This window comes from Amycolatopsis sp. NPDC051071, assembly GCF_040682875.1.
Taxonomy (GTDB): Bacteria; Actinomycetota; Actinomycetes; order Mycobacteriales; family Pseudonocardiaceae; genus Amycolatopsis.
The window spans coordinates 1-24,718 of record NZ_JBFBBY010000115.1 but is presented as its reverse complement, the minus strand read 5'-3'; the positions used below and the strand labels follow the sequence as shown (position 1 = coordinate 24,718).

Genomic DNA, 24,718 nt, shown 5'->3' with positions numbered 1-24,718 from the left:
CCGGCTACCCGTCGTCGCCTTGGTAGGCCATTACCCCACCAACAAGCTGATAGGCCGCGGGCTCATCCTGTACCGCCAGAACTTTCAACCAACCCTCATGCGAGAATTGGTGATATCCGGTATTAGACCCAGTTTCCCAGGCTTATCCCAAAGTACAGGGCAGATTGCCCACGTGTTACTCACCCGTTCGCCACTAATCCGCCCGAAGGCTTCATCGTTCGACTTGCATGTGTTAAGCACGCCGCCAGCGTTCGTCCTGAGCCAGGATCAAACTCTCCAACAATGTCAAATTTGATCGAGGCAATTCAATGCACTCAAAGAAACCTCAAACGAGGTTCAAAAACAATAAGCTCTACTGGCTTAGTTCACTAGCACACTGTTGAGTTCTCAAGCAACACACCTCGAATCGCACCGAGCAACACCCGGCCTTATCCGAAGCAGTCATTCCTAGCAGTTTTTGGTGAGACACCCACTCAATCACCGTGAGGTGAGAGCTTGGTTCGTGTCCCGGTCGGCCACCCGGTTTCCCTGGCGACTTGGAGAACTTTACATGGCCGGAAAGAGCCCAAAACAGGGGGGTACCTTAACCGCGTTTCCGCAGGTCAGAAGCTACAAACGAGGCCGCACCGAGTGATCGTCCCGGCGAGACCGACGGAGGAGTCCAGGTGAACGCCAGGAAGAAACATTGCTCCGAGTACATTGCACCGTATTGATCTCGCAGATTGCTCCACTTAGCGTCGAGCTCATGAGCACTGCGGAACTCGGCGGTATCTCCGTCGCCTACGACGATCTCGGCAGCGGGCTGCCGGTCGTCCTCGTCCACGGCCACCCCTTCAACCGATCGATGTGGCGTCCCCAGGCTGAGCGCTTCAGCCAAGAGGGCTGCCGGGTCATCACGGCGGACCTTCGCGGGTACGGCGAGAGCACCAAGCCGGAGCAAAGCGAGAAGACCGGGCTCGACGTCTTCGCGGCCGACATCACCCGGCTCGCCGATCACCTGGGTATCGAGCGCTTCGTGCTCGGTGGCCTCTCCATGGGCGGGCAGATCGTCATGGAGTTCCACCGCACCTATCCCGGCCGCGTCGCCGGGCTGCTGCTCGCCGACACCTCCCCGCAGGAAGAGACCGAGGAGGGCAAGCGCGTCCGCGACACGATGGCGGACCGGGTCCTCGCCGAAGGACTGAACCCCTACGCGGAGGAGGTGCTGACGAAGATGGTCTCGCCGGAGAACGTCCGCACGATGCCGGAGGTGGCGGCCCACGTCCTGCGGATGATGCGCACGACTCCCCCCGCGGGAGCCGCGGCGGCACTCAGGGGGCGGGCCGAGCGGCCTGACTACCGGGAGAGCCTCAAGCGCGTGAAAGTGCCGAGCCTGGTCGTCGTCGGCACGGAGGACGAGTTCACGCCCGTCTCGGACGCCGAGCTGATGCACGAACTCATCCCCGGCTCCACCCTGGCGGTGATCGAGGGCGCCGCTCACCTGCCTAACCTGGAGCGCGAAGCCGAGTTCAACGCCGTGTTCGCACGGTTCTTGAAAGAAATTGGGTGATCGTCTCCATGTCCCAGAAGACCGTCTTCGTGACCGGCGCCAGCGCGGGGTTCGGCGTCGAGATCGTCCGCCGGTTCGCCGCCGACGGCGCCAAGGTCGTCGCGGCCGCACGCGGCAAGGACCGGCTCGACAAGCTGGCCGGCGAGCTCGGCGAGAATGTGCTGCCGATCGAGCTCGACGTCCGTGACGCCGACGCGGTCGCCGCGCTCCCCCAAACGTTGCCCGCCGAGTTCGCCGAGGTCGACCTTTTGGTCAACAACGCCGGGCTCGCGAAGGGCCTCGAGCCCGCCCACCGGGCGAAGCTCGACGACTGGGACCAGATGATCGACACGAACATCAAGGGTCTCGCACATCTCACCCGCGCGCTGCTGCCCGGCATGGTCGAGCGCGGTCGCGGGCACGTGATCAACATCGGCTCGGTCGCGGGCACCTACCCCTACCCCGGCGGCAACGCCTATGGCGCGACCAAGGCGTTCGTGCACCAGTTCAGCTTGAATCTGCGGGCGGACCTGCACGGCACCGGCGTCCGCGTGACGAACGTCGAGCCCGGCTTGGTCGGTGGCACGGAGTTCTCGGTCGTCCGTTTCGAGGGCGATCAGGACAAGGCCGACAACGTCTACCAGGGCACGACGCCACTGACGGCCGCAGACGTCGCGGAGTCCGTCTTCTGGGCGGCTTCGCAGCCGGAGCACGTGAACATCAACGTCATCGAGCTGATGCCGGTGGTGCAGACGTTCTCCGCGCTACAGATTTATCGAGCGGAGTAGGCCAGTCAGGCGGAGCCTGTCCGTTGAGGGTGGTGGCGGGGCGGGGTCTGGGTGAGCGAAAAGAGGTCGAAGAGCGCCTGCTGTTCCGGGTTCCGCTCGGTCAGCAGGCGCCGCGTCCGGGGGCGGCCGCCGGTCGACGGGTACCGCAGCACCGTCTCCCCGATCCCGGCCAGGCTGTCCATCAGCTCGCGAACCGAAAGGTTCATCCCCGCACGGTCTGCCTCGCGCCGCATGAGGTGGGTGACCGTCGACGCCAGCACCGTGACCAGCGTGTGCACGGCGATCCGGTGCGGGGTCCAGTCCCACCTCGGCGAAGGACCGGCGACGGCGGCGCCGGTCAGCCAGCGGAACGTCGAGTCGAGGTGCGTCCGGGCGCGGTAGGCGGTGACGACCTCGGCCACCGGCCAGTCGTGGTCGGTGACCAGCACCTGCTTGCCGAAGAACTCGTCGCGCAGCCGGGAGACGGCGGCGTCGTCGACCTTCCAGGTCAGCCGGATCTCCCCTGCTCTGGTGCCGGCCAGAGACGGCGAGAGCACCCGTTCGACGCGGCGGCCGCGGGTGATCCTGGCGATTTCGGCGTTCACCTGGCTCCGGTCGCCCCGGTAGGTGCCCGCGGCCAGTGCCGCGTCGAGGCCGGCGAGTTCGCGGGTCGCGGTGCCGAGTTCGTCGCCGAACGCGCGGGCCTGCGCGTTGTGCAGGGTCTCCGAATGGGTCAGGAGCACACGCCGCCGCACGCCCGCGACCACCGCTCTGGTGTCGAGGGCGGTCAGCCCGGCGAAGCGCTCCGGATCGACGGGTTTGCGTGCGGACGCCGGTTTCGCCAGCAGTTCCGGGTGTTCCGACAATGGCAGCGCGCCGACGAACGGCCGTCCGAGGTCCACTTGCGCGGCTTGGCCCGCGGTGAAGACCAGCGTGACGTCGTTCGCGGGATAGCGCCTGCGGAGGTCGTCGGCGAGCGTGGCGAACGGCGGCGCCCCCTCCCTGGGGTACACCTGCGAGGCCAGCGGGATCGCGCCGTCCTTGGTGACGACCAGGCCGAGGCCGGCGAGTGCGCAGCGGCACGGATCGGCCGTGGTGAAGGTGGCGAACCGCGGCACGTCGACGGCGAGTGCGGCGTTCCCCGTCCCCAGCAAGCCGAGCACCGCTTCGGCGACCGAAGCCTCGACACGGGCGATCCGCTCGGGAGTGAGCCGTTGCAGTGCCCGCCAGTGGTTCGCCAGGTCGGCCTTCAGTAACTCCCGCGCGACGCCGTCCTCCCACCACGAGGCCAGTTCCGTCTCCGGCGCCGTCGCCCGGTGCAGGACGGCGAGCGCGAGATGCGTCCCCAACGTCGTCGCGGCGCGCTGGGGCCCGACCGCGTCGTCGACCCGGCGCACGAAGTCGAGCCTCCGCAAAGTGGCCCACACCGCCGCGACGTCGCCGAAGGTCCGGTGTCGCGCTTCGCCGGGCGCGGAGACGTCGCCGTCCATCGCGCGCCCGATCTCTTCGGCCGTGCCCAGATAGCGCTGGGACACGACGCGGGGTTCACCGTCGACCCGCGCGGAGGTGACGAGGTAGTAGTACGTCCGCCCGCCGACCTTCTTGCCGATCACCGAAGCCACACTTTAGGTAATACACGCGGGCCCCCTGATCGGCAACCGATATCACGCTTTGAGCAGCGGAAACGGTGACCACACCCACGTGGGTGGCCGGACGGCGGGATGCGCGCTGGCAGCTGGAGCGAGTCCGGCCATAGCGTGCGGGAATGGCATTTCCTGCTGACGTGACCGCCCCCACCACCTCCGCGATGCGCCGGTCGCTCGCCAGGGCGCGCGACGGGAAGACCCTCGACCTCACCGAGGCCTCGATCCTGCTCCAGGCGCGAGGCGACGATCTCAAGACTTTGTCCGAGCACGCCTCCCGCGTCCGTGACGCCGGGCTCGCCGCGGCGGGCCGCCCCGGCGTGGTCACCTACAGCCGTTCGGTGTTCATCCCGCTGACCCGGCTGTGCCGGGACCGGTGTGGTTACTGCACGTTCGCGACCGTGCCGGGTCGCGTCGAATCGCCGTTCCTCTCCCCCGACGAGGTCCTCGACATCGCACGCAAGGGTGCCGCGATGGGTGTCAAGGAAGCGCTGTTCACCCTCGGCGACCGTCCGGAGGACCGCTGGACGGCGGCGAAGGACTGGCTCGACGCCCACGGGTACGACGACACGCTTTCCTACGTCCGTGCGATGGCGATCCGGGTGCTGGAGGAGACCGGCGTCCTGCCGCATCTCAACCCGGGTGTGCTGACCTGGCAGGACTTCCAGCGGCTCAAGCCGGTCTCGGCGTCGATGGGCATGATGCTGGAGACGACCGCGACGCGGCTCTACACCGAGAAGGGCGGCCCTCACTACGGCTCGCCCGACAAGGATCCCGCCGTCCGCCTTCGGGTGCTGGAGGACGCCGGGCGAAGTTCGGTGCCGTTCACCACGGGCATCCTGATCGGCATCGGTGAGAACTTCGAGGAGCGCGCCGACTCGCTGTTCGCGATCCGCAAGATCGCCAAGACCTACGGCGGCATCCAGGAAGTCATCGTGCAGAACTTCCGCGCGAAGCCGGACACGAAGATGCGCGCGACCCCGGACGCCGACCTGGAAGAACTCGCCGCGACCATTGCCGTCGCGCGGCTGGTGCTGGGGCCGACGATGCGGATCCAGGCGCCGCCGAACCTGATCGGCCGGCAGTACGAACTGATGCTGAACGCCGGCATCGACGACTGGGGTGGTGTCTCCCCGCTGACCCCCGACCACGTGAACCCGGAACGCGCGTGGCCGCGGATCGACGAACTCAAACGGCGTACCGAGGCGCTCGGGTTCACCGTGCGCGAGCGGCTGCCGATCTACCCGGAGTACGTCAAGGCAGGCGAGCCGTGGCTGGACCCGCGTATGAACGCGCATCTCGCGCCGCTGACCGACGCCGCGACCGGGCTGGCGATCGAAGAGGCCATCCCGGTGGGCATCCCGTGGCAGGAACCGGACGGCGGCTGGAAGGAGGCCGGGCGCACCGACCTGCACGTCGAGGTCGACACCGTCGGCCGGACCGAAGACCGCCGCAGTGACTTCGATTCGGTCTACGGCGACTGGGCGGAGATCAAGGGCAACATCAAGACCGCGCCGCGGCGATTCGACCTCGATGTCCGGGATGCCTTGCGCAGTGCGGAAAAGAACCCCGCGGGGCTTTCGGACGACGAAGCTTTGGCGTTGCTGCACGCCGACGGGCCGGAGCTCGACGCCTTCACCAAGATCGCCGACGACCTGCGTCGCGAGGTGAACGGCGACGACGTCACCTTCGTCGTCACGCGGAACATCAACTTCACCAACGTCTGTTACACCGGCTGCCGGTTCTGCGCGTTCGCCCAGCGGCGCACGGACGCCGACGCGTACACGCTCTCGCTGGAGCAGGTCGGCGACCGCGTCGACGAGGCGTGGGCCGCCGGTGCGACCGAGATCTGCATGCAGGGCGGGATCCACCCGGATCTGCCGGGCACCGCGTACTTCGACCTCGCGGCCGAGGTGAAGCGGCGTCAGCCCGACATCCACCTGCACTCCTACTCCCCGATGGAGGTCGTCAACGGCGCTTCGCGGACGAATCTCTCGATCGAGGACTGGCTGGCGCGTGCGAAGGAGGCCGGTGTCGACTCGCTGCCGGGGACGGCGGCGGAGATCCTCGACGACGACGTCCGCTGGGTGCTGACGAAGGGCAAGCTGCCGACGTCGGAGTGGATCAACGTCGTCACCACCGCGCACAAACTCGGCATCACGACGACGTCCACGATGATGTACGGCCACGTCGACACCCCCTCGCATTGGGTCGGGCATCTGAAGCTGCTGGCGAAACTGCAGCGGGAGGGCCTGGAGCGCAACGGGCACCGCGGGTTCAGTGAGTTCGTGCTGCTGCCGTTCATCCACCAGAGTTCACCGATCTACCTCGCCGGGCTCGCCAGGGCGGGCACGACGCTGCGGGAGAACCGCGCGGTGCACGCGCTGGCCCGGCTGCTGCTGCACGGGACGATCGGCAACATCCAGAGTTCGTGGGTGAAACTCGGTGAGGAAGGCAGCCGCGCGGTGCTTCAGGGCGGGGTCAACGACATCGGCGGGACGCTGATGGAGGAGACGATCAGCCGGATGGCGGGTGCGGCCAACGGGTCGTACAAGACGATCAGCGACATGCGTGCGATGGTCGAGCCGCTCGGCCGTCCGCTGCGGCAGCGGACCACCGAATACGGCACGCCGACGGCGGAGCGGATCGCCGCGTCGGAGGCGTCGGACGGCGTCGCGACCGCGGTCCGGCGGCCGTTGCTGCCGCTTGTCACTTCCTGACGAAAACTCCCCGAGGGCCCTCTTGCCGGCGTACAGCGCGGGTAAGGGGGTCCTCACTTTGCGTGTGGCACCGCTCACAAGGCGCGGGGACCCCGGGTATTTTCTGTGCTAAACCCGAGAATCACTTCCGGGGCACCGAGAGGACGACGATGACCGCGAGCGCAGTCCAGGTGGCCGACACCGCCCGGTATCCGTTGTCCGAACTGGGAAGCGCCGCCTGGCGCGAAATCGTCTCCCGGACCCGTGCCGAACTGCGGGAAACGGGCTGCAGCGTGCTGGCCGACTTCATCCGCCCGGAGTTACGTGACGTCCTTCGCCACGAAGGCGCGAAGATCGCTCCGGAGGCGTACGAGAAGATCGAACGCGTCAACGCCTACAACACCGCCATCGACGCTCCGCTCCCGGAAGGCCACCCCGGCCGCACGATCATGGAACGCGGCAACGCCTTCGTGGCACGCGACCGGATCCCGGCGACCGCGATCATCCAGCAGCTGTATTCGAGCCAGGAGTTCCAGCGGTTCGTCGCCGACTGCTTCGAGCTTCCCGAACTGCACGAACTCGCCGATCCACTGTCCGGCCTGGTGCTCAACGTGATCGAACCGGGCCGCTCGCATCCGTGGCATTTCGACACCAACGAGTTCACCGTCAGCATGCTCACGCGGGAGGCGGCCGACGGCGGTGTCTTCGAATACTGCCCGAACATCCGGTCGGCGAACGCGGAGAACTTCGACGACGTCCGGTTGGTCCTGGCGGGCGAAGGCGATCACCTGATCAGACGCCTCACTCTGCGTCCTGGCGATCTTCAGCTGTTTCGCGGACGCTTTGCCCTGCACCGCGTGAGTAGTGTTCAAGGCGCAACAGCACGCCATTCCGCGATCTTCGCCTACAGCGAGCGTCCTGGGGTCATCGGCAGTCCGGAGCGGACTCGACAGCTGTTCGGCCGGGTCCTGCCCGAACACGTCGCCTCGGCGGCGATCCGGGGCGATCAGCTGCTCGACTAAGTCAGGAGCCCGGCCCGTGCCCTTGGATTCGACCGGTAAGATCTCCTTCGATCACATCTACACCGAGCCCGATCCGCGTGCCTTCTTCGGCACCTTGCGCAGGCTGGATTACGACATCCCCCAGCAGGCCAAGGCCTATTTCGCGAAGCTGATCGACGAGTACCGCACCGAGCAGGACGTCAAGGTCCCGACGGTGCTGGACCTCGGCTGTTCCTACGGCGTCAACGCGACGCTGTACCGATGTGACACCTCGATGGAGCGGTTGTACGACCATTACGCGACCGCCGAGTCCCTGACCAGGGACGAACTGATCACGCACGACCGGAGGATGGTCGAGAGGCTCTCCGTCGAAAACGATGTCCGCTTCCTCGGCCTCGACACCTCCGAACCCGCGTTGGACTACGCACTCGCCGCGGGTCTCATCGACGACGCGATCCACGCGGATCTGGAGAACGAGGACCCGACGGAGGAGCAGCGCGCACTGCTGGCCGACGTCGACATCGTCATCTCGACCGGCTGCGTCGGCTACGTCACGGAGAAAACCCTCGTGCGGATAGCGCGGGAAAACCAGCCTTGGATGGCGCATTTTGTCCTGCGCATGTTCTCCTACGAACCGGTCGCCGAGAGTCTCACCGACCTGACGTACGAAACGGCCGAGGTCGACGGGGTCTTCCGGCAGCGGAAGTTCGCTTCGGAAGAGGAACAAACGCAGATCCTGGACAACCTTTCCGTCGCGGGTGTCGACCCGCGCGGGCTGGAGTCCGACGGCCGGCTGTACGCGCGGCTGTTCGTCTCCCGCCCGAACGGCGCGGCCGGCGGGCTCGCCTCCGCGCTGAACGCCCTGCCCCTTCGAGATCAAGGATGATCGTGAGCAGTCCGGAACTGTCCACCCGCACCTTCGGCAACGAGGAGGTCCTGCCGCGGGTCCCCGTCCCCAGCCTGGAGGACACCTGCCGCCGGTTCCTCGAGTGGTGCTCGCCGCTGCTCACTCCCGGCGAACTCGCGGAAACCGAAGGTGCCGTCACGGATTTCCTGGCTCCGGGGAGTCCGGCACACGAACTCCAGAGCGCGCTCGAGGCCTACGACAGCAGCGAAGGGGTGCATAGCTGGCTCGACACCTTCTGGCCGTACCGCTACCTCGGCCGCCGCGACCGGATCGCGCTCAACGCGAACTTCTTCTTCCTGTTCTCCGAATCCCCGCTGGGACAGCTGGAGCGCGCGGCCGAACTCGCCGCGTCTGCGGTGGACTACAAGCTGAAGCTCGACGAGGAGCTGGTGCCGCCGGTCGTGCTGCGCGGGCAGCCGCAGTCGATGGTGCAGCACAAGTTCCTGTTCTCCGCGACGCGGATCCCTGGCGCCGCACAGGACACCTTGAGCACGCCGTACAGCGAGGACCGGCCGGGTCCGTCGAGGGCGCGGCACGTCGTGGTCTTCCACCGCGACACTCCGTTCCGGATGGACGTCATCGCGCCGGACGGGCGGCCGTACTCCCCCGAACAGCTGGTGGCGGGGCTGCAGGCGATCGTGAAGGCCGGGAACTTCGTCGAGGATCCGGAGACCGCGGCCGGCCATTTCACCACCAAGGCCAGGGCCGAGTGGGCGGCGACGCGCGAGGCGCTGCTCACCGCGGGCAACGCGGCCGCGCTCGACGACATCGAGTCCGCGTTGTTCTGCCTGTGCCTGGAGGACTTCACGCCGTCGGACACGCAGGAGGCGTGCGACAAGCTGTTGCACGGTGACAGCGGCAACCGCTGGTTCGACAAGGCCCTCTCGGTGATCGTGTTCGAGGACGGCACGGCGGGGATCAACGTCGAGCACTGTGAACTCGACGGCACCACGATCCTCGGGTTCACCGACGCGCTGCTCAGCGGTTCGCGGCTGGAGCGGCCGCCCGCCGACGGCGTCCCGGCTTCCGAGGTCATCGAGTTCGTCCTCGGTGACGCGCTCCGCGAAGACGCCCGTGCCGCTGCGGCGTCCTTCGCCGCGTACGCCGCCGCGACCGCTACGAAGACGGTGTCCTTTACCGACTTCGGCGCGAAGCGGGCGAAGGAGCTGGGGATGTCCCCCGACGGCTTCGCGCAGATGGCGTATCAGCTCGCGCACAAGCGCGCGAAGGGGCTGACGGGCGCGACGTACGAGTCGATCGCGACGCGCCAGTACCGGAACGGGCGCACCGAAGCGATGCGTGTGGTGACGCCCGAGGTGCTGTGGTTCGTCAAGGTGATGGACGATCCGGAGGCCGACCGGCAGACGCGTCAGGCGGCCTTCCGCGCGGCGGCCGCGAAGCACGTCACGCGGGCGAAAGAATGCCAGGCAGGCGACGCGCCGGAGCAGCATCTATGGGAGCTGCAGCTGATCCAGAAGCGGCGCGGCGTCGAGAACTCCCCGGCGCTCTACTCGTCACCGGGCTGGCTGAAGATGCGCGACGACTACCTGAGCACCAGCTCGGCGCCGTCGGTGAACATCCAGTACTTCGGGTTCGGGTCGACCAGCCCGCAGTGCATCGGGATCGCGTACGTGCTGCTGCCGGACCGGCTGAACATCTACCTGTCCACGCCGAAGCACGTCGAGCACGAGATGACGTTGTTCGCCGCGGAACTCACCACGGTGGTCGCGGAACTGCAGGAGCTGCTCGCCTGATCTCGATGACTAGGGCTCAGAAACGCTCTAGTACGGTTCAGCCGTGCTGGGGAAAGCGATCTTCGTAGTGGCAGGGACGGCGTTGGCGGTGGCGGGGTGCAGTTCGCCCCCGCCACCGCCTGCCCCGCCGGCGGTGCACACACCGGTACCGGGGACCGTCGAACCGGCGGGTTGTCTCGGCACCGGTGTCACGGTGAAGTCGGGCCCGGTCGAGGCCGCGCTCGGCCACCGGGCGATCGTGCTCACCCTCACCAACTGCGGAACGGCACCACGCACGCTTACCGGCTATCCCGAAGTCCGTTTGCTGGACAAGGACCAGAAGCCGATGGCCGTGCGGGTCGAACACGGGGGGTCGTATATGGCGATCGATCCCGGCGTGGCGCCGCAGACGATCCAGCCCGGCGGCACCCTGCTTTCGGTCGTCTCGTGGTCGAACACCGTCACCGTGGGTTCGCCGGAGGCGGGTGCGTATGTGACCGTCGCGGCGGCGGCGGGTGACCCGGAGCAGCGGATCGTGGTCGACACCGACCTCGGCACCACGGGCAAGCTCACGCTGACCGCCTGGAACCCCGAGATCAAGAACTGACTGTGTGACGAGACCGCACGACTCCACGACGGTTCCGCGACGACTCACGGTGAGTGCGACAGAGCGCCCTTACGATCGGTGAGCAGTTCGATCTTGGGAGACCCATGCCGCGCATCCTGCTCGTCGAAGACGACGCAGCCCTGGCCGAAGCGCTCACACTGGCGTTGAAGGCGCTCGGGCACGACGTCGTCGTCGCGCCGACCGGCGAGCGCGCGCTGGACATGCTGTTCACCGACCGGCTCGAACTCGACTTCGTGCTGCTCGACGTCATGCTGCCCGGAATGGACGGCTTCGAGGTCTGCCGCCGGATCCGCGCGCGAAGCCGCTTGCCGCTGGTGCTGCTGACCGCGCGTGGCGACCCGATCGACGTCGTCGCCGGGCTGGAATGCGGTGCCGACGACTACGTGGTCAAACCCGCCGAACCGCGGGTGATCGACGCGCGGATCAAGGCGATCAGCCGTCGCGCCGTCACCGCTCCCGGGCCTTCGGCCGGACAGCTGCGGCTGGGACGGCTGGAGATCGACGCCGGCGCGATGAGCGTGACCCGTGACGGCGTCGAACTGGCGCTCACCGCGACCGAGATCCGCCTGCTCGTCGAGTTCGCCGAACATCCGAACCAGGTGCTGAGCAGACAGACGCTGCTGAAACGGGTCTGGGACTACGGCTACGTCGGCGACTCGCGGATCGTCGACGCGGCGGTCGCGCGGCTGCGGGCCAAGATCGAAGACGATCCCGCGAACCCCGTGGTGCTGAAGACGGTGCGTGGACTCGGCTACCGGCTGGTGGACCAGTGAGGCGGCCGTCCTTCGGGCTCCGCACCAAGGTGACGGCGGCGGTTGTCCTGGTGACGACGACGGCAGCCGCGGTGATGGCCTTCGGTGCGTCGAAACTGCAGGAAGACGAAGCTGTCGACAGCTTCGTCTACAGTGCGCAGGCCGCCTTCGGGAGCATGTTCGAACAGACGTGGCGAGGGCTCGAAGCAACGATGGACAACCGAACCACGCCGCTCGAGCTCTCCTTGGCGATTGCCACCGTGACGCCGGAATGGGCGCTGTTCACCAGGCGGCCCGACGGCTCACCCGAGCTGGTGAACTCCGCCTCGACCGACCTCTGGGCCCGGGCGCGGCCCGTGCCGGTGCGCGTCGGCAACCCGCTGGGAATCGTGACGTCGCTCAAGGATCAGGTGCTGGTCCGCACGTCCAAGACGGTGGACCTGCTCACGGCGATCACCGTGGACCCGCAGTCCGGCAGGCGGCTTCTCGTGGTCAGCGGGAACTTCGTCGACTACTGGATGGTGCAGTTCTTCGATCTCACCCCGCTGGACCTCGATCTGGCCGAGCAGCGGAAGAAGCTGGTGTACATCGCGCTCGGGGTGACCGCGCTCGGCATCGTCGCGGCCGTGTTCGCCGCCTGGAACATCCAGCGGCCGGTGCGCCGCGTCGCCTCCGCCGCCCGTGACCTGGGCGAGGGCGCCTTCGACGTGCGTGTCCCGGTGAAGGGCCGGGACGAACTCGCCGACCTCGCCACGTCGTTCAACACGATGGCGCGGCGGGTCAGCGAGTCCATCGAGGACCTGCGGGCCAAAGACCGTCAGCAGAAACGGTTCGTCGCCGACGTCGCCCATGATCTGCGGACGCCGCTCGCGTCGATGGTCGCCACGGTCGACAACCTCGACAGCGCCGCCCCCGAAATCCGGACCCGCGCGACCGAACTGCTCGGCACCCAGGCCCGGCGCCTGGCGAAACTCGTCGAGGATTTGATGGAGATCTCGCGGTTCGACGCGGGTTCCGCCGACTTCCGTCCGGAGCCGGTCGATCTGCCCGGGCTGGTCGAGGACGCGATCGAGGTCAGCGTGCCCGAGACGCCCGTCGAAGTCAGGAGCACCGGCGACACGACCGTCATCGCCGATCCACGCCGCGTCCACACCATCGTGAGCAACCTGCTGGTCAACGCCGTCCGGCACGGCCGTACCCCGGTCACGGTGACGTTGGAGGGCGAGGTCGACGTCGTGAAAATCCGGGTGACCGACTCCGGGCCGGGCGTTCCCGAGGAGCTGCTGCCGATCCTGTTCGACCGGTTCGTCCGGGGCGATCACGCGCGGCAGGCGACCGAAGGCAGCGGGCTGGGCCTGGCGATCGCCCGCGAGAACGTGCTGATCCATGGCGGTTCCCTGGACGTCCACAATGACCGCGGCGCCGTTTTCACCGTAACTCTTCCACAGGAGTCACGAGAGTGAGCCCACGCGGCGCGTAGCCGTCGAAGTACGGCATCGGGACGTGCGTGAGGATCAGGAACACGGCGGTCAGCACGGCCAGCCGGGACAGTTCGAGTTCCCGGTTCCCCAGCCGAAGCCACAGCACGATGGCGAAGTTGCTCACCAGCAGGAACCCCCAGCGGGCGTCGTCCCAGCCGCCGAACGCGAGCAGCACCGGTGCGACGATCGCGGCGATCGGCAGGGCGGCGGCGAGGGACGGCCGGTGCAGGAACAGGAATCCGGTGGCCACCACGATCGCGATCGGCACCAGGTACAGCAGCACATCGGTGATCGAGTACAGCTGCCAGCTCTGCGCTTGCGTGCGTTCGAACAGGGTCAGCGCGTCGGCGCGGTAGACGAAGTCCGCTCCTGCCAGTGACAGCCGGAGCTTTTCGACGGCCCCGGGCGCGGCGGGTGGCAGCGCGAGGATCAGCAGCCCGAGCAGCGCGGGTGGGGCGAGAAGCACGCAGGCACGCCGGAACGGGAACTTCCGGAGCGCGACGAAACCGAACACCGGCAGCACGGTGAGCAGCGCGATCTCGTGCGCCGTCACCGAAAGCGCCATCACCGCGCTCGCGAGCACCGGCCGATTCCGGTGCAGCGCCCACAAAGCGCCGAACAGCAGGAGATACAGCACCTGGTCGAAGTAGCCGACTTCGTGGAAGAGGTAGCCGCCGGCCGGGATCAGAAGCCAGCCGACGATCACCAGTCGTCTGCTTTCCGTGTGACTACGGAAGAACGCGATCGTCACGGCGGTCAGCAGTCCACCGAGGACGGTGAAGCTCGCGACCGCGAAGAGCAGGTAGTCGTGCCCGAACGGCGAAAGCAGGGTCCCGACGAGGAAGCGGCGGTGAAACCCGTCGGTCAGGGACACCGCTTGAAGGGTCGCCACCCACTCCCCCGGCAGCCGGAACCCGGTGTACCCCGCGAGAACGGCGGCGACCGCGAACAAGACGGTGATGCTCCGCCGCGGGGTCTTCTCAAGGGCGGGAGCGGGTGCCCGTTCGAGCAAGGTCATGACGCCAAGCTAGAAACGGGGCATGCGGCCACGGTGACCGAAGATCACCGGTTCCGCACGGCTTCGCTACATCGTCGAGGACGTCAGGAAGGCCTGCTCGAAACCGGGGGACACGAACGCGGTCCGTGACTTGGTGGTCATGGGCAGCTCACAGGAGAGCCACGAAACATCGGCGGGCAGGAGCGCCTTCAGCGGTTCCGGTGCGACCGGAGCACCGGCGTGGCAGTTCTTGCCGGTCATCACCTTCGACACGGCTTCGGGACGCAGCTTCACCACCGCGGACAGCCGGAAGACGGACGGCCCTGGCGCCTCGATCCTGCCCTCGGACTCGCCCTGCCTCTCCTCGACCCAGGACGCCTCGACGATCTCGCCAACCTCCGGGAAGTCCTCGGCGACCGCCGCCGGATCGGTGGACACGACCGGTTCCTTGGGCGGTGGCGGTGCGGGAGCACAGGCCGCGATCAAGACGACCGCGGCCGTGCTCCCCAACATCTTCCCCACAGTGCGCATGGGGACATCTTCTCTCAGGCGGTGAGCTTCAGGATGTCGATTCCGCGAGTGTTGTCGGCGACATAGACGTAACCCTTGTGCCAGTAGGGCGCCCACGCGGCGGCGTCGGCTGGCCGGAAGTAGGCGATCTGCTTCGGGTCGGTCGGGTCGCTGACGTCGAGGAACCGGGTGCCCTGCGTGTAGAACGACTGCACGAGGACCTTGCCGCGGACGTCGAAGTAGTGCGCGGAACAGTCACCCGTCGTCGTGTCGCTGCCTTCCTGGCCTGCGACGCTCCACGTGCCGACGGACTTGAGCCGGAACGGCTTCTCCGGCGTCGAGCGCCAGCCTTCGCCGCTGTAGGAGCCCTGCAGTGAGGAGATCGTCAGCACGCCATCACCAGCGCAGCCGTCGAGGAAGCTCTCCTCGGTGGCGTAGACGAGATCGCGGCCGTGCCAGCGGTTCGAGTCCGCGCCGTCGGCCGACCGGTGCCCGGCCGGATGGAAGCTGTTGTGCATGAACTTCGACGGCGCCGCCGTCTCCTCGATCCCGCCACCGGCGTAGGGGATCGGCTCGAACGCGGTCGCGCGGCGGACCTTGCCCTGTACCGGATCGCGGTGATAGCCGCTGGTCCAGTAGCCGCGGACGCCACCGCGGCCGGAAACCCACGCCACGCCCTCGTCGTCGACCTGGACGTCGTGCACGTAGTCGGTCTTGCCGTCGTTGCGCGCGAGTTCGATCGGGTTCGGGAACGTCTTGGGGTTGCGCGGATCGCGGATGTCGGTCACCCAGATCGGGCGGCCACCCCACTCCGCCGGCTGGTTCGCGGCCTTCGCCGGACCGCCGGTCCACAGGTATTTGCAGTCGTCGACGCAACTGGTCGTATGCCCGGCAGGCACCTTGGTGTAGCTCAAGATGGCCGGTTTGTCCGGGTTCTTCAGGTCGACGATGTAAATACCGGACTCGCCGGTCTGCGTGGTGCCGCCGTAGGCCCGCGGGTCCCGCGCGAGGAACACGAGCTTGCGCTTCGCGTCGACCTCGGTGTCCTCGGTCTCCCACAGGCCGGGCAGGCTGACCTCGCCGATCAGCTTCGGCGCGGCGGGGTTCTTCGTGAGGTCGTAGACCTTCAGTCCGAACTCGCCGGAAACCGCCATGACGTCGCGGTGGCCGTACTGCAGGAAGCCCATGGCGATGGCGCCTTGCGCGTCGGGCAGGTTGCCGACGGCCTTGACGTTCTTCACCGCGCCGGGCTCACCGGAGACGCGGACCTTCTCACTCGCCGGTTTGTCCTCTTCACCGCAGGCGGCGGCGGGCAAGCCGGTGGCGATCAAGGTCGCGGTGACCGTGGCGATCGCCAGTGTCGAACGGAGCAACCAGTTTCCTCGCACAGAAACCTCCCAGGCTGGTCTCCGCACCCTATGGCCCCCGCTTCGCCCGGCACAACCGCCGTTGGTCGGTCCGGACTGCTAAGACATGACCATGCGCTTGCGTCTTCTGGCCCCGCTCCTCGCCGCCGCCCTGGTCGTGGCGGGCTGCACGGAATCCGGCGAATCGCCCGCACCGGACGTCCTCCGGGTCGGCATGGCCACCCCGGCGACGTTGCTGCCCGCCGACGTCCGCGACCAATCCGGACGGCTGCTCACCGGTGCGTTGTGGACACCGCTGGGCGACTACGACCCCGCGACGGGAAAAATGACGCCACGGGCGGCGGAATCGGTCACCAGCACCGATCGGACGACGTGGACGGTCAAACTCAAGGACGGCGGGAAGTTCCACGACGGCACCCCGGTCACCGCTCAGTCCTATGTAGACACCTGGGCGGCGATCGGCGGGGAGAACTGGCAGGCGTCGCGGGTGGTCAAGGACCTCTTGCGGGCCAAGGAGATCACCGCCCCGGATCCGCTGACCGTCCGGATCGTCCTCGACCGGCCGTCCGGGCAGGTCCCGGCGCTGCTGTCGTCCCCCGCACTGGTGCCGCTGCCCGCGTCCGCGCTGAAGTCACGCGACTGGGCGGGGTTCGCGCTCAACCCGGTCGGCAATGGACCGTTCCGGCTGGACGGGGCATGGCAGCCCTCGGGCGGCAAGCTGGTCCGGGTCACCGCGGCGCCGGGCAAGGCGCGTGAGATCCAGTTCAAAACCGGGGACGCGGCCGCGCAGTACGACGAGGTCAAGGCCGGGAAACTCGATCTGTCCACGGTGGTCCCCGGCGATCGCCACGAGGCCATGCACGCCGATTTCGCGCAACGGCACGTGATGTGGGCCCTGCCCGGCGTCGCCTACCTCGGCTTTCCCCTGACCGCCCCGCCTTTCTCCGACGCCACCGTCCGGCACGGTTTCGCGCTCGGCGTCGACCGCGCCGCACTGGAGGCCGGGGCACTGGCCAAGCAGGCGGATCCGGCGAAGTCACTGCTGCCGCCCGCCGTCGCACCCGGGGAACGCAGCAGCACCTGCCGTCCCTGCACCTTCGACGCCGGAGCGGGGAAATCCCTGCTGAGCCAGGCGGAGTTCCCGGCCTCCCCCGTCCACTTCGGACAGTCACCGGCGAACTGGCTGCGGCCGCTGGCCGAGCAGGCGAGTGCGGCCGTGGGCGTCCCGCTCGCGGCCGAGCCCGGCACGGGCCCCTTCGCGATCGACCTGAACCTGATGACGCCGAGCCCGCAGGAAGTGCTGGCCGAGATCGTGAAGGCCACCGGCTACCAGAGCGACGGATTCGCCGACCTGCTGAAATCGGCGGAGGAGACCGAAGCCGCCGACAGCGGCGAGATCTACCGCCTGGTGGAGAACCAGTTGCTGCGGGACCTCCCGGTCGCTCCGCTGTGGTCCGGGCACGGGCACGCCGTCTGGGCGGAGCGGGTCGGCGACGTGAAGGCCACGACGTTCGGGAGCGTGGACCTGTCAGCGGTTTCCGTGCGGTAGCCCGAGCGTGCACTTTCCCGCGACGACGTCGATGAACGCCGAGGTCAGCGGGTCGGGCGTGCTCCGGCAGTAGGCGGCCAGCACGCGCCGGATCGCCGGTTCGGGCCGCAGGACGCGGCCTGCGAAACCCTCGGGCAGGACGTTGGCCGGGACCAGCGCCGGCCCGAGTCCCGCCGCCGCGAGCACCGGCGCGGCCGCGGTCTGCTCGGTCCGGACGGCCGCCCTCGGCTGGAATCCCGCCGCGGCGCAGGCCTGGTCGACGAGGTCCGCCAGGCCGTTGCCCGGCGCGTAGTGCACCCACGCGCAGCCGGCGAGGGTCGCGAGGTCGACGGTTCCGGTGCCGTCGTCCTCACGCGGCCCGTCGATCGGCAGGACGACGACGAACTCCTCGGTACCGAGTTCCCGCACCGGTCCCTCCCAGCCCGCCGGGACCGGGCCGACCGCGACGTCCGCCTCGCCCACCGCCATCGCGTCCCGCAGTTCGTCCGCGTGCCGGAACTCGACCAGCCGGACGTCGACGTTCGGCCGTTCCCTGCGCCACACCCGCAACGCGGCGGGCAGGACACCCAGCCCGACCGAGTAGACCGTCGCGATCCGCAACTCCCCCGCTTCCAGCCCGGACGCCTGCCGGGCCGCGCACCGCGCGCGTTCGGCGTCGGCGAGGGCCGCGCGGGCGTGCGGCAGCATGGCGCGTCCCATCGGCGTCAGCCGGACAGTGCGCGGCAGCCGTTCCAGCAGCGGGCCGCCGACACCCTTCTCCAGCGCGCGCACCTGATGCGACAACGCGGGCTGCGTCACGTGCAGCAACTCCGCGGCCCGGGTGAAGGAACCGGTGTCGACGACGGTCACCAGGTATTCGAGCTGCCGCAAGCTGGTCATGCACGCAGTTTATAGGAGTGGTGATATCTATGCCTTGGACTTATCCGTGAGACAAGTTCAGGCTTGGCGACATGAACGAAGAACGCAAGGTCGCCCTGGTCGCGGGCGCCAACGGGGTCGTCGGCAAGAACCTGAGCGCCCACCTGGAGACCCAGCCCGGCTGGCGCGTCATCGGGCTCTCGCGGCGTGGCGGCCCCGGCCAGATCGCCGTCGACCTGCTCGACGCGGACGACACCCGCGAGAAACTGAGCGGCCTGGACGACGTCACCCACGTCTTCTACGTGGCCTATGTCGACAAACCGACCTGGGCCGAGCTGGTCCCGCCGAACCTGGCGATGCTGACCAGCCTCGTCGACGCGATCGAGCCCGCCGCGCCCGGCCTCCGCCACATCAGCCTCATGCAGGGCTACAAGGTCTACGGCGCCCACCTCGGCCCGTTCAAGACCCCGGCTCGCGAAACCGACGCGGGTCATATGCCACCCGAGTTCACTGTGGACCAGCAGCAATTCCTGGAACGGCGTCAGGCGGGAAAGTCCTGGACCTGGTCGGCGATCCGGCCGTCGGTGGTCGGCGGGACGGCACTGGGCAACCCGATGAACCTCGCGCTGGCCATCGCCGTCTACGCGTCGATCTCGAAGGAACTCGGCCTGCCACTGCGCTTCCCCGGCAAACCCGGCGCGTACGACAGCCTGCTGGAGATGACCGACGCCGGGCTGCTGGCGAAGGCCACGACGTGGGCCAGCGACTCGATGAACGAGGCGTACAACATCGCGAACGGCGACTTGTTCCGGTGGAGCGAACTCTGGCCTCGGATCGCGCGCTATTTCGAGCTGGAGGTGGCGCCGCCGCTGCCGATGTCCTTGGACGTCGTCATGGCGGACAAGGAAGAACTCTGGGACTCCCTTGCCACCAAATACGGCCTGGAGGCGCCCTACAGCGCCGTCTCGACTTCGTGGGGCTTCGCCGACTTCGTGTTCAGCTGGGATTACGACATGTTCGCGGACGGCTCGAAGGCCCGCCGGGCGGGTTTCCACGAGTACGCCGAGACTTCGGCGATGTTCTTCCGGCTGTTCGACGAGTTCCGGAAGGCGAAGGTGATCCCGTGAGCTGAAGGGCGCGGCAAGTACAGGAAGGCCCCCTTCCTTGCGCCTGGCGAAGGGGTATTCGCGCGTGGAGCTGGACCGGTCGTCGGAGCCGACGGTGCTCTGAGCGTCCATAATGGACACTTACCGGCGGGTAGATGCTGTCCGCGTCTATGAAGGAATTGGGACGTTGAGTGTCCCAATTCCTTCATAGACAAGCCCGAGACCAACCGATCGCCGCGCAGCTTCGAATCGCGCAAAGCGTCAGCCCCGCCCGATGTACGGCATCGTGGTCGCCGTGACGGTCAGGAATCCGACGTTCGCGTCCAGCGGCAGCCCGGCCATGTAGAGCACGGCGTCCGCGACGTGCCGGGCGTCGAAGGTCGGTTCGGCCTTGACGCTGCCGTCGGCCTGCGGGACGCCGTCGGCCATCCGCAGTGTCATCTCGGTGGCGGCGTTGCCGATGTCGATCTGTCCACAAGCGACATTCCAGGCCCGGCCGTCGAGGGAGATCGACTTCGTCAGCCCGGTGACCGCGTGTTTCGTCGCGGTGTAGGCGACGCTCGCCGGGCGTGGGGCGTACGCGGAAATCGAGCCGTTGTTCACGATCCGGCCGCCACGCGGGTCCTGCGCCTTCATCAGCCGCACGGCCTGCTGCGCGCACAGGAACATTCCGGTGAGGTTGGTGTCTACGACGCGTTTCCAGTCCGCGAAGGACAGTTCGTCGACAGTCCCGCCCACCGAAACCCCCGCGTTGTTCACCAGGAGATCCAGCCGTCCCCATTCGGCGCGGACCGCGTCGAAAAGGGCGGCGACGGACTCGGGATCGGCGACGTCGGTGGGCACGGGAAGCGCTTTCGCGTCCCCGTCCGCGGTCTCGGCCAGCGCGTCCGCGCGGCGGCCGGCGAGCACGACCCGGTAGCCCGCGCCGAGTAACGCCCTGGCGATCTCCCTGCCAAGGCCGGAACCCGCCCCGGTGACGACCGCGGTCTTGCCGTTGCCCATCGATCCTCCTCGCTGACCGTGCCGGACCGATCCGGCTCGGTGATGGTTTTCCGATTACCCGCGTCCGTTCAGGCTAGCGCGCCCCCGTCTGGGGAAAACGTTCACCCGGCGGCCGTCGCGCCTTCATGAAAACCGGTAACTCCTTCACCGCATCGCGGCGATTCCCCAAGCGTGCCCAGTGGGAATTCACACCGTTCACCTCGTCGCCGGGAGCGGTGAACAATGAAGAAGAATCCACGCTTCCAGCTGATCCAGACCGGCGAAAAGACCATCCGGTGGCGGCTGCTCGGCGGCAACAACGTGTCGCTCGGCTCCGCACCCGCAGACTTCCCCCGCGCCGGGGAATGCCTCGCCGCGATCACCTGGCTCCACGCCCATATAGCCGAGCTGACCAGCGATTTCAGTCATCTCAGCGGAGGCCGCTGGCGGTGGCGGCTGCGGTCCGGCGACCGGGTCGTCGCGATCGCCAGTCATGCGTACGGACGGCGTATCGAAGCGCAGCGCGGACTGGACCGGTTCCGGTCGGCCACCACCGAGGCGGCGGTCGGCGAAGGGATCGAGACGATAGCCGATTGGCGCCGGAAATACCGCCGCGATTCCGCCGGACATGCACCGAATCGTTTTCCGTGACGGCCGATCACGGAAAGTGCGTTCCCCGGAGATTAACCACCAAGACGTCGGGCGGGAACTCGAAGCAGCGTCGCCGGACAGTGTTGCGGAGCGAGTATTGGTGGCAAGTCACGGAGTCCCGTGACGACTTGGGGACTAGAGAAAGAGTGCAAACAAGATGCGTGCTCGTACTACTCGGTTTCTCGGCGCTACCGCGATCGCCGCGTGTGCCTGCCTCACCCTGACCGGCACCGCTTCCGCCGTCGCCCCGGCCAACGGCCTCGAAGAGGTCATCGCCGCGGCCGGCTCGGACACCACCGCCGACATCACCGGCGCGATCCTCGCCGACGCGAACACCGCGGCGTCCAAGGCGTCCTGGAACACCGACCCCGACAACTACGTCAACGTGCCGCCGCTGCTTTCCGGCACCCAGACGTTCACCGTCCCGGCCGACCCGTTCGCCGACCAGGTCGTCTACAGCGCGAGCAACCCGGCCCCGAACGGCTCCTCGCAGGGCAAAGCGGCGCTGAAGGCTTCGGCCGAGGCACTCGACGGCAAGATCGACATCGCTCGGTCGTCCTCGGCCCGTAGCTCGTCCGACCCGTCGACCTTCGAGTTCTTCGCCTTCGCCACCGATGGTGTCACCTGGGCTTCCTCGGCCACCGGTTCGGGCGCGGGCCTGTCCCTGACGCTGGCGCAGCTGCGTGGCATCTACGACGGTTCCATCACCAACTGGAACCAGGTCGGTGGCGCCAACGCCGCCATCGCCGTCTACCTGCCGCAGACCGGTTCCGGCACGCTGAGCTTCTTCACCGGCACCGTCCTCGGCTTCGACCCGACCACCAAGCCGGTCACCATCAAGCGTTTCCAGGAGCACGACGGCAACTCGATCCTCGCCGCCGACCGCTCCCGCGCGATCGCGCCGTTCTCCATCGCGCAGTGGATCGCGCAGGGCAACGCGGTGACCGCGGACAAGCGCGCCGGTTTCACCGTCAACCCGCTGACCGGTGCCGGCTTCAACGGTTCCCCGGTCTCCGGTTCCACCGGTAGCTACACCCCGGCGTTCACCACGGCTTTCCTTGGCTCACGCAGCGTCTTCAACGTCGTCGACAGCCGCACCCCGAGCTACGACCAGGCCAAGCGCGCCGTCGGTTTCGACAACGGTGACTCGGCTTCGACCGCCGGCAGGCTGTGCGGTGGCGCCTACGCCGCCAAGATCAAGCAGTACGGCTTCCTGACCATCTCGGGCCCGAACGGCCTGTCCTGCGTCAAGTCCTGACCCGCTGAGCGCGAGAAGCGGCCCGGTGCGCGTACGCACCGGGCCGCTTTTCGTTGCTGGTGAAGAGTGCTACTTCTTCGGGGCGACGCCCAGCGCGGCCAGCGCCGGGTCGGTCATGATCACGCCCGCCCCGGTGACCGGGTCGTAGCCAGGGGCGCCGAGGTCGATCGCGGTCGACGTCAGCGCGGTGCGGATCTGCGCCGGGGTCGCACCTGGTTTGCCCTGCAGCAGCAGGGCGGCGATGGCGGCCGCGCTCGGCGCCGCGGCCGAGGTCCCGAAGAACGGCTGGAAGCCGGTCACCGAGGTGGCCACGCCGTCGGCCGCGGTGATGTCCGGCTTGTTCCGGATCGCACCGCCGGTCGAAGACACGTTGCCCGGGGTGATCAGCGAACCGTCCGGGTTGTAAAACTGCTTGCGGCGACCGTCCGAAGTGAACCGCTCCCATTTGCTCGTCGCGGTGAACAGGCCGGGGAACGGGCCTGCCGGGTTCGCCGGGTCACCGGTCTCGAGCGCACGGCCGAAAGCACCGGCGGCGGGGGCCGCCGCGACACTGAAGGCGTTGACCGCCGCCGAGTGGCCGGAGGTGACACCGTTGGTGCTGAAGGCTTTCAGCGAACCCGAGGCGACGAAGCGGCCGCGGATCACGTTGAGCGCGATGAACCGGTCGGAGCCGCTGTACTTGACGACGGCGACCTTGTAGCCCGAGCCGGTGGCCGGGACCTGGGCGATCTCGTACGGGTTCTGCGTGCCGTTCTGCGAACCCTCGCTGGAGGCGACGACCGAACCGGACGAGTTCAGGATGAACAGGTCGTAGTCGCTGGTGGCCTTGCCTGCCGGGTCGGACCAGAACAGGGTGACGTACCGGCCGAGCGAGCCGGGCGAAAGCGCGTTGTACAGCTGGGTGGTGCCGCTCGGGTCGAAGTCGTGCGGCGTACCGGTGATCCCGGAGATCTTGCTGCCGGAGCCGCGGAAGTCGCCTTCGTAGTAGCCGCTGGTGCCGTCGGTCAGGTTGCCCGAGTTCCCCGCGGAGGAGAAGTAGAGCACGCCCGCGGCGGTCACGTCGTTGACGGCCTGCGCGACCGGACCGTCCTGGAACGGCGACTCGTCGAAGTAGGAGACGTCGTCGACGATGATCGTGCACTTGCCGGTGGTCCGCAGTGCGCGGATGTTGTCGGCGAAGCTCTGCTCGCTGGTGAACGCGGTCGCGAAACCGAGGGTGGCGCCGGGCGCCATGTCGTGGATGATCTCCAGCATCGCGGTACCCTCGTCACCGCTGCCCGCCTGTCCGGGCAGGACGTCGACGGCCGGGAGTTCACCGGCGGTCTGGGACGCCTGCAGCGACTTGACGCCGTCCGAGAGCACGCAGACCTTCTGGCCCGCGCCGGTCACGCCGTACTTGGTGCGCGCGGTGTCGTTGCCGTGTGCCTTGTCGCCCTCGGCGACCTGCGGCGCGGCGACGGCCTGGCCCGCCGCGGCCTGACGGCGGTCCTGCGGCGCGGGCTCGTTCCAGGTCATCGCCTGGGAAGCGGCCTTGACCTCGGAGACGTCCCCGCGGACGGCGATCGCGTCGACCGCACCCAGCGGGAGGTCGGCGCGGATCGCACCGATGGGTGAGGCGTAGCGCACGGTGCCACCGGCGGCCTTGACGGCGTCCACAAGCGACTGTCCGGCACCCTTGATGTCCACCGCGACGGTCCCGGCGTTGCTCACGCCGAGCCCGGTCCGGTACTCGGGAAGCTTGCCTGCCAGGCCCTTGTCGGCGCGGAGGCGCTTCTCGATGACGAGCTGGCTCGACTGCTTGAGCTCTGCGGGCGTGAGGCTCTTCTTGATGCTCTGCAGTGCGGTGATACCGGCCTGCGTACGCGCCTCTTCCGACGGCTGGGCACCGGAAACCGCGGTCGACAGCAGCAAAGCGCCGACCGCGACCGGAACCGAGCATGTGACCACCCGGTTGAATCTGCTCATCGAACTCTCCCTTACAAGCGCGCCCCGACAACGCGCTGACGGCGTGACACCCCGTCACTGGAATCCGCCCGGTTGCCCGAATGAATGACCCCTGACTGGGTGTAATGGAGAGAATGTAAGCAGCTACCGGTGATCAGTCCACCGACCAAAGTCGGTATCGGTCAAAGATCCACATCGTGGGAGCCGGTTCAGCCCGAAAAGACCGAATTACCGCCCCGCCACTCCTGTGCCCAAAGCCGTAACACGCGTGCTTGAAGGCGTAACTTGCGTGCTTGAAGGCGTAACTCGCGTGCTTGAAGGCGTAACTCGCGTGTGCGAAGTTCAAGCACGCGAGTTA

At 68.0% G+C, this 24,718-nt stretch carries 20 protein-coding genes and 1 rRNA gene; 13 read left to right on the top strand and 8 right to left on the bottom strand.

What is annotated here, in order from left to right; all coding sequences use genetic code 11:
- A 16S ribosomal RNA gene (locus AB0M65_RS29465) occupies nucleotides 1–283 on the bottom strand; the annotation flags it as partial.
- Between the two features lie 462 nt (nucleotides 284–745).
- Between AB0M65_RS29465 and AB0M65_RS29460 the strand changes: the two genes are divergently transcribed.
- Nucleotides 746–1,549: an alpha/beta hydrolase gene (locus tag AB0M65_RS29460; protein WP_364034549.1), complete on the top strand. Its 804-nt coding sequence runs from the start codon at nucleotides 746–748 to the stop codon at nucleotides 1,547–1,549.
- A gap of 8 nt (nucleotides 1,550–1,557) precedes the next feature.
- A complete protein-coding gene (locus AB0M65_RS29455; RefSeq protein WP_364034546.1) occupies nucleotides 1,558–2,316 on the top strand; it encodes an SDR family oxidoreductase in 759 nt (252 codons plus the stop codon).
- A 5-nt stretch (nucleotides 2,317–2,321) separates the two neighbouring features.
- On the opposite strand, the gene AB0M65_RS29450 is transcribed toward AB0M65_RS29455, so the two are convergent.
- Nucleotides 2,322–3,917, bottom strand: a complete 1,596-nt coding sequence (locus AB0M65_RS29450) for a transposase (RefSeq protein ID WP_364034543.1) — start codon at nucleotides 3,915–3,917, stop codon at nucleotides 2,322–2,324.
- A gap of 143 nt (nucleotides 3,918–4,060) precedes the next feature.
- Between AB0M65_RS29450 and AB0M65_RS29445 the strand changes: the two genes are divergently transcribed.
- From AB0M65_RS29445 to AB0M65_RS29415, 7 genes are all read left to right on the top strand, one after another.
- A complete protein-coding gene (locus tag AB0M65_RS29445; RefSeq protein ID WP_364034540.1) occupies nucleotides 4,061–6,658 on the top strand; it encodes a bifunctional FO biosynthesis protein CofGH in 2,598 nt (865 codons plus the stop codon).
- Nucleotides 6,659–6,807: 149 nt separating this feature from the next.
- On the top strand, nucleotides 6,808–7,659 hold the full coding sequence (locus AB0M65_RS29440) for an arpA protein (protein ID WP_364034537.1): 852 nt from the start codon (nucleotides 6,808–6,810) through the stop codon (nucleotides 7,657–7,659).
- Nucleotides 7,660–7,675: 16 nt separating this feature from the next.
- Nucleotides 7,676–8,524 carry a class I SAM-dependent methyltransferase gene (locus AB0M65_RS29435; RefSeq protein ID WP_364034534.1) on the top strand — a complete coding sequence of 283 codons (849 nt, stop codon included), beginning with the start codon at nucleotides 7,676–7,678 and terminating at the stop codon, nucleotides 8,522–8,524.
- Complete coding sequence (locus tag AB0M65_RS29430; protein ID WP_364034531.1) at nucleotides 8,521–10,299, top strand: choline/carnitine O-acyltransferase; 1,779 nt, start codon at nucleotides 8,521–8,523, stop codon at nucleotides 10,297–10,299. Before AB0M65_RS29435 ends, AB0M65_RS29430 begins: the two co-directional genes overlap by 4 nt.
- Nucleotides 10,300–10,342: 43 nt before the next feature.
- Nucleotides 10,343–10,885: a DUF4232 domain-containing protein gene (locus AB0M65_RS29425; RefSeq protein WP_364034528.1), complete on the top strand. Its 543-nt coding sequence runs from the start codon at nucleotides 10,343–10,345 to the stop codon at nucleotides 10,883–10,885.
- 104 nt (nucleotides 10,886–10,989) lie between these two features.
- Nucleotides 10,990–11,679: a response regulator transcription factor gene (locus AB0M65_RS29420; RefSeq protein ID WP_364034525.1), complete on the top strand. Its 690-nt coding sequence runs from the start codon at nucleotides 10,990–10,992 to the stop codon at nucleotides 11,677–11,679.
- The gene (locus AB0M65_RS29415; protein ID WP_364034522.1) at nucleotides 11,676–13,121 is read left to right on the top strand and encodes a HAMP domain-containing sensor histidine kinase; all 1,446 of its coding nucleotides are present in this window, start codon (nucleotides 11,676–11,678) and stop codon (nucleotides 13,119–13,121) included. Before AB0M65_RS29420 ends, AB0M65_RS29415 begins: the two co-directional genes overlap by 4 nt.
- Here the strand turns inward: AB0M65_RS29415 and AB0M65_RS29410 are convergent.
- The 3 genes from AB0M65_RS29410 to AB0M65_RS29400 form a co-directional block, all read right to left on the bottom strand.
- Nucleotides 13,087–14,157 carry a hypothetical protein gene (locus AB0M65_RS29410; protein WP_364034519.1) on the bottom strand — a complete coding sequence of 357 codons (1,071 nt, stop codon included), beginning with the start codon at nucleotides 14,155–14,157 and terminating at the stop codon, nucleotides 13,087–13,089. The two genes, AB0M65_RS29415 and AB0M65_RS29410, sit on opposite strands and share 35 nt — an antisense overlap.
- A 66-nt stretch (nucleotides 14,158–14,223) precedes the next feature.
- On the bottom strand, nucleotides 14,224–14,667 hold the full coding sequence (locus AB0M65_RS29405) for a hypothetical protein (protein ID WP_364034516.1): 444 nt from the start codon (nucleotides 14,665–14,667) through the stop codon (nucleotides 14,224–14,226).
- Between the two features lie 14 nt (nucleotides 14,668–14,681).
- Nucleotides 14,682–16,019 carry a hypothetical protein gene (locus AB0M65_RS29400; RefSeq protein ID WP_364034513.1) on the bottom strand — a complete coding sequence of 446 codons (1,338 nt, stop codon included), beginning with the start codon at nucleotides 16,017–16,019 and terminating at the stop codon, nucleotides 14,682–14,684.
- Between the two features lie 100 nt (nucleotides 16,020–16,119).
- Between AB0M65_RS29400 and AB0M65_RS29395 the strand changes: the two genes are divergently transcribed.
- Nucleotides 16,120–17,562, top strand: a complete 1,443-nt coding sequence (locus tag AB0M65_RS29395) for an ABC transporter substrate-binding protein (RefSeq protein WP_364034510.1) — start codon at nucleotides 16,120–16,122, stop codon at nucleotides 17,560–17,562.
- On the opposite strand, the gene AB0M65_RS29390 is transcribed toward AB0M65_RS29395, so the two are convergent.
- Nucleotides 17,542–18,441, bottom strand: a complete 900-nt coding sequence (locus tag AB0M65_RS29390; RefSeq protein ID WP_364034507.1) for a LysR family transcriptional regulator — start codon at nucleotides 18,439–18,441, stop codon at nucleotides 17,542–17,544. The two genes, AB0M65_RS29395 and AB0M65_RS29390, sit on opposite strands and share 21 nt — an antisense overlap.
- A gap of 71 nt (nucleotides 18,442–18,512) precedes the next feature.
- Between AB0M65_RS29390 and AB0M65_RS29385 the strand changes: the two genes are divergently transcribed.
- Nucleotides 18,513–19,547, top strand: a complete 1,035-nt coding sequence (locus AB0M65_RS29385; RefSeq protein ID WP_364034504.1) for an SDR family oxidoreductase — start codon at nucleotides 18,513–18,515, stop codon at nucleotides 19,545–19,547.
- Nucleotides 19,548–19,787: 240 nt separating this feature from the next.
- Here the strand turns inward: AB0M65_RS29385 and AB0M65_RS29380 are convergent, their stop codons facing one another.
- Nucleotides 19,788–20,528 (bottom strand): SDR family oxidoreductase, encoded by a 741-nt coding sequence (locus AB0M65_RS29380; RefSeq protein ID WP_364034501.1) that lies wholly within the window; start codon nucleotides 20,526–20,528, stop codon nucleotides 19,788–19,790.
- Between the two features lie 222 nt (nucleotides 20,529–20,750).
- Between AB0M65_RS29380 and AB0M65_RS29375 the strand changes: the two genes are divergently transcribed.
- Both AB0M65_RS29375 and AB0M65_RS29370 read left to right on the top strand, forming a co-directional pair.
- On the top strand, nucleotides 20,751–21,158 hold the full coding sequence (locus AB0M65_RS29375; RefSeq protein ID WP_364034498.1) for a DUF1508 domain-containing protein: 408 nt from the start codon (nucleotides 20,751–20,753) through the stop codon (nucleotides 21,156–21,158).
- 157 nt (nucleotides 21,159–21,315) lie between these two features.
- Entirely contained in the window at nucleotides 21,316–22,416 is a 1,101-nt protein-coding gene (locus AB0M65_RS29370) for a substrate-binding domain-containing protein (RefSeq protein WP_364034495.1), read from the top strand.
- Nucleotides 22,417–22,485: 69 nt separating this feature from the next.
- Here the strand turns inward: AB0M65_RS29370 and AB0M65_RS29365 are convergent, their stop codons facing one another.
- Nucleotides 22,486–24,381 (bottom strand): S8 family serine peptidase, encoded by a 1,896-nt coding sequence (locus tag AB0M65_RS29365; protein ID WP_364034492.1) that lies wholly within the window; start codon nucleotides 24,379–24,381, stop codon nucleotides 22,486–22,488.
- Nucleotides 24,382–24,718: the final 337 nt, after the last annotated feature.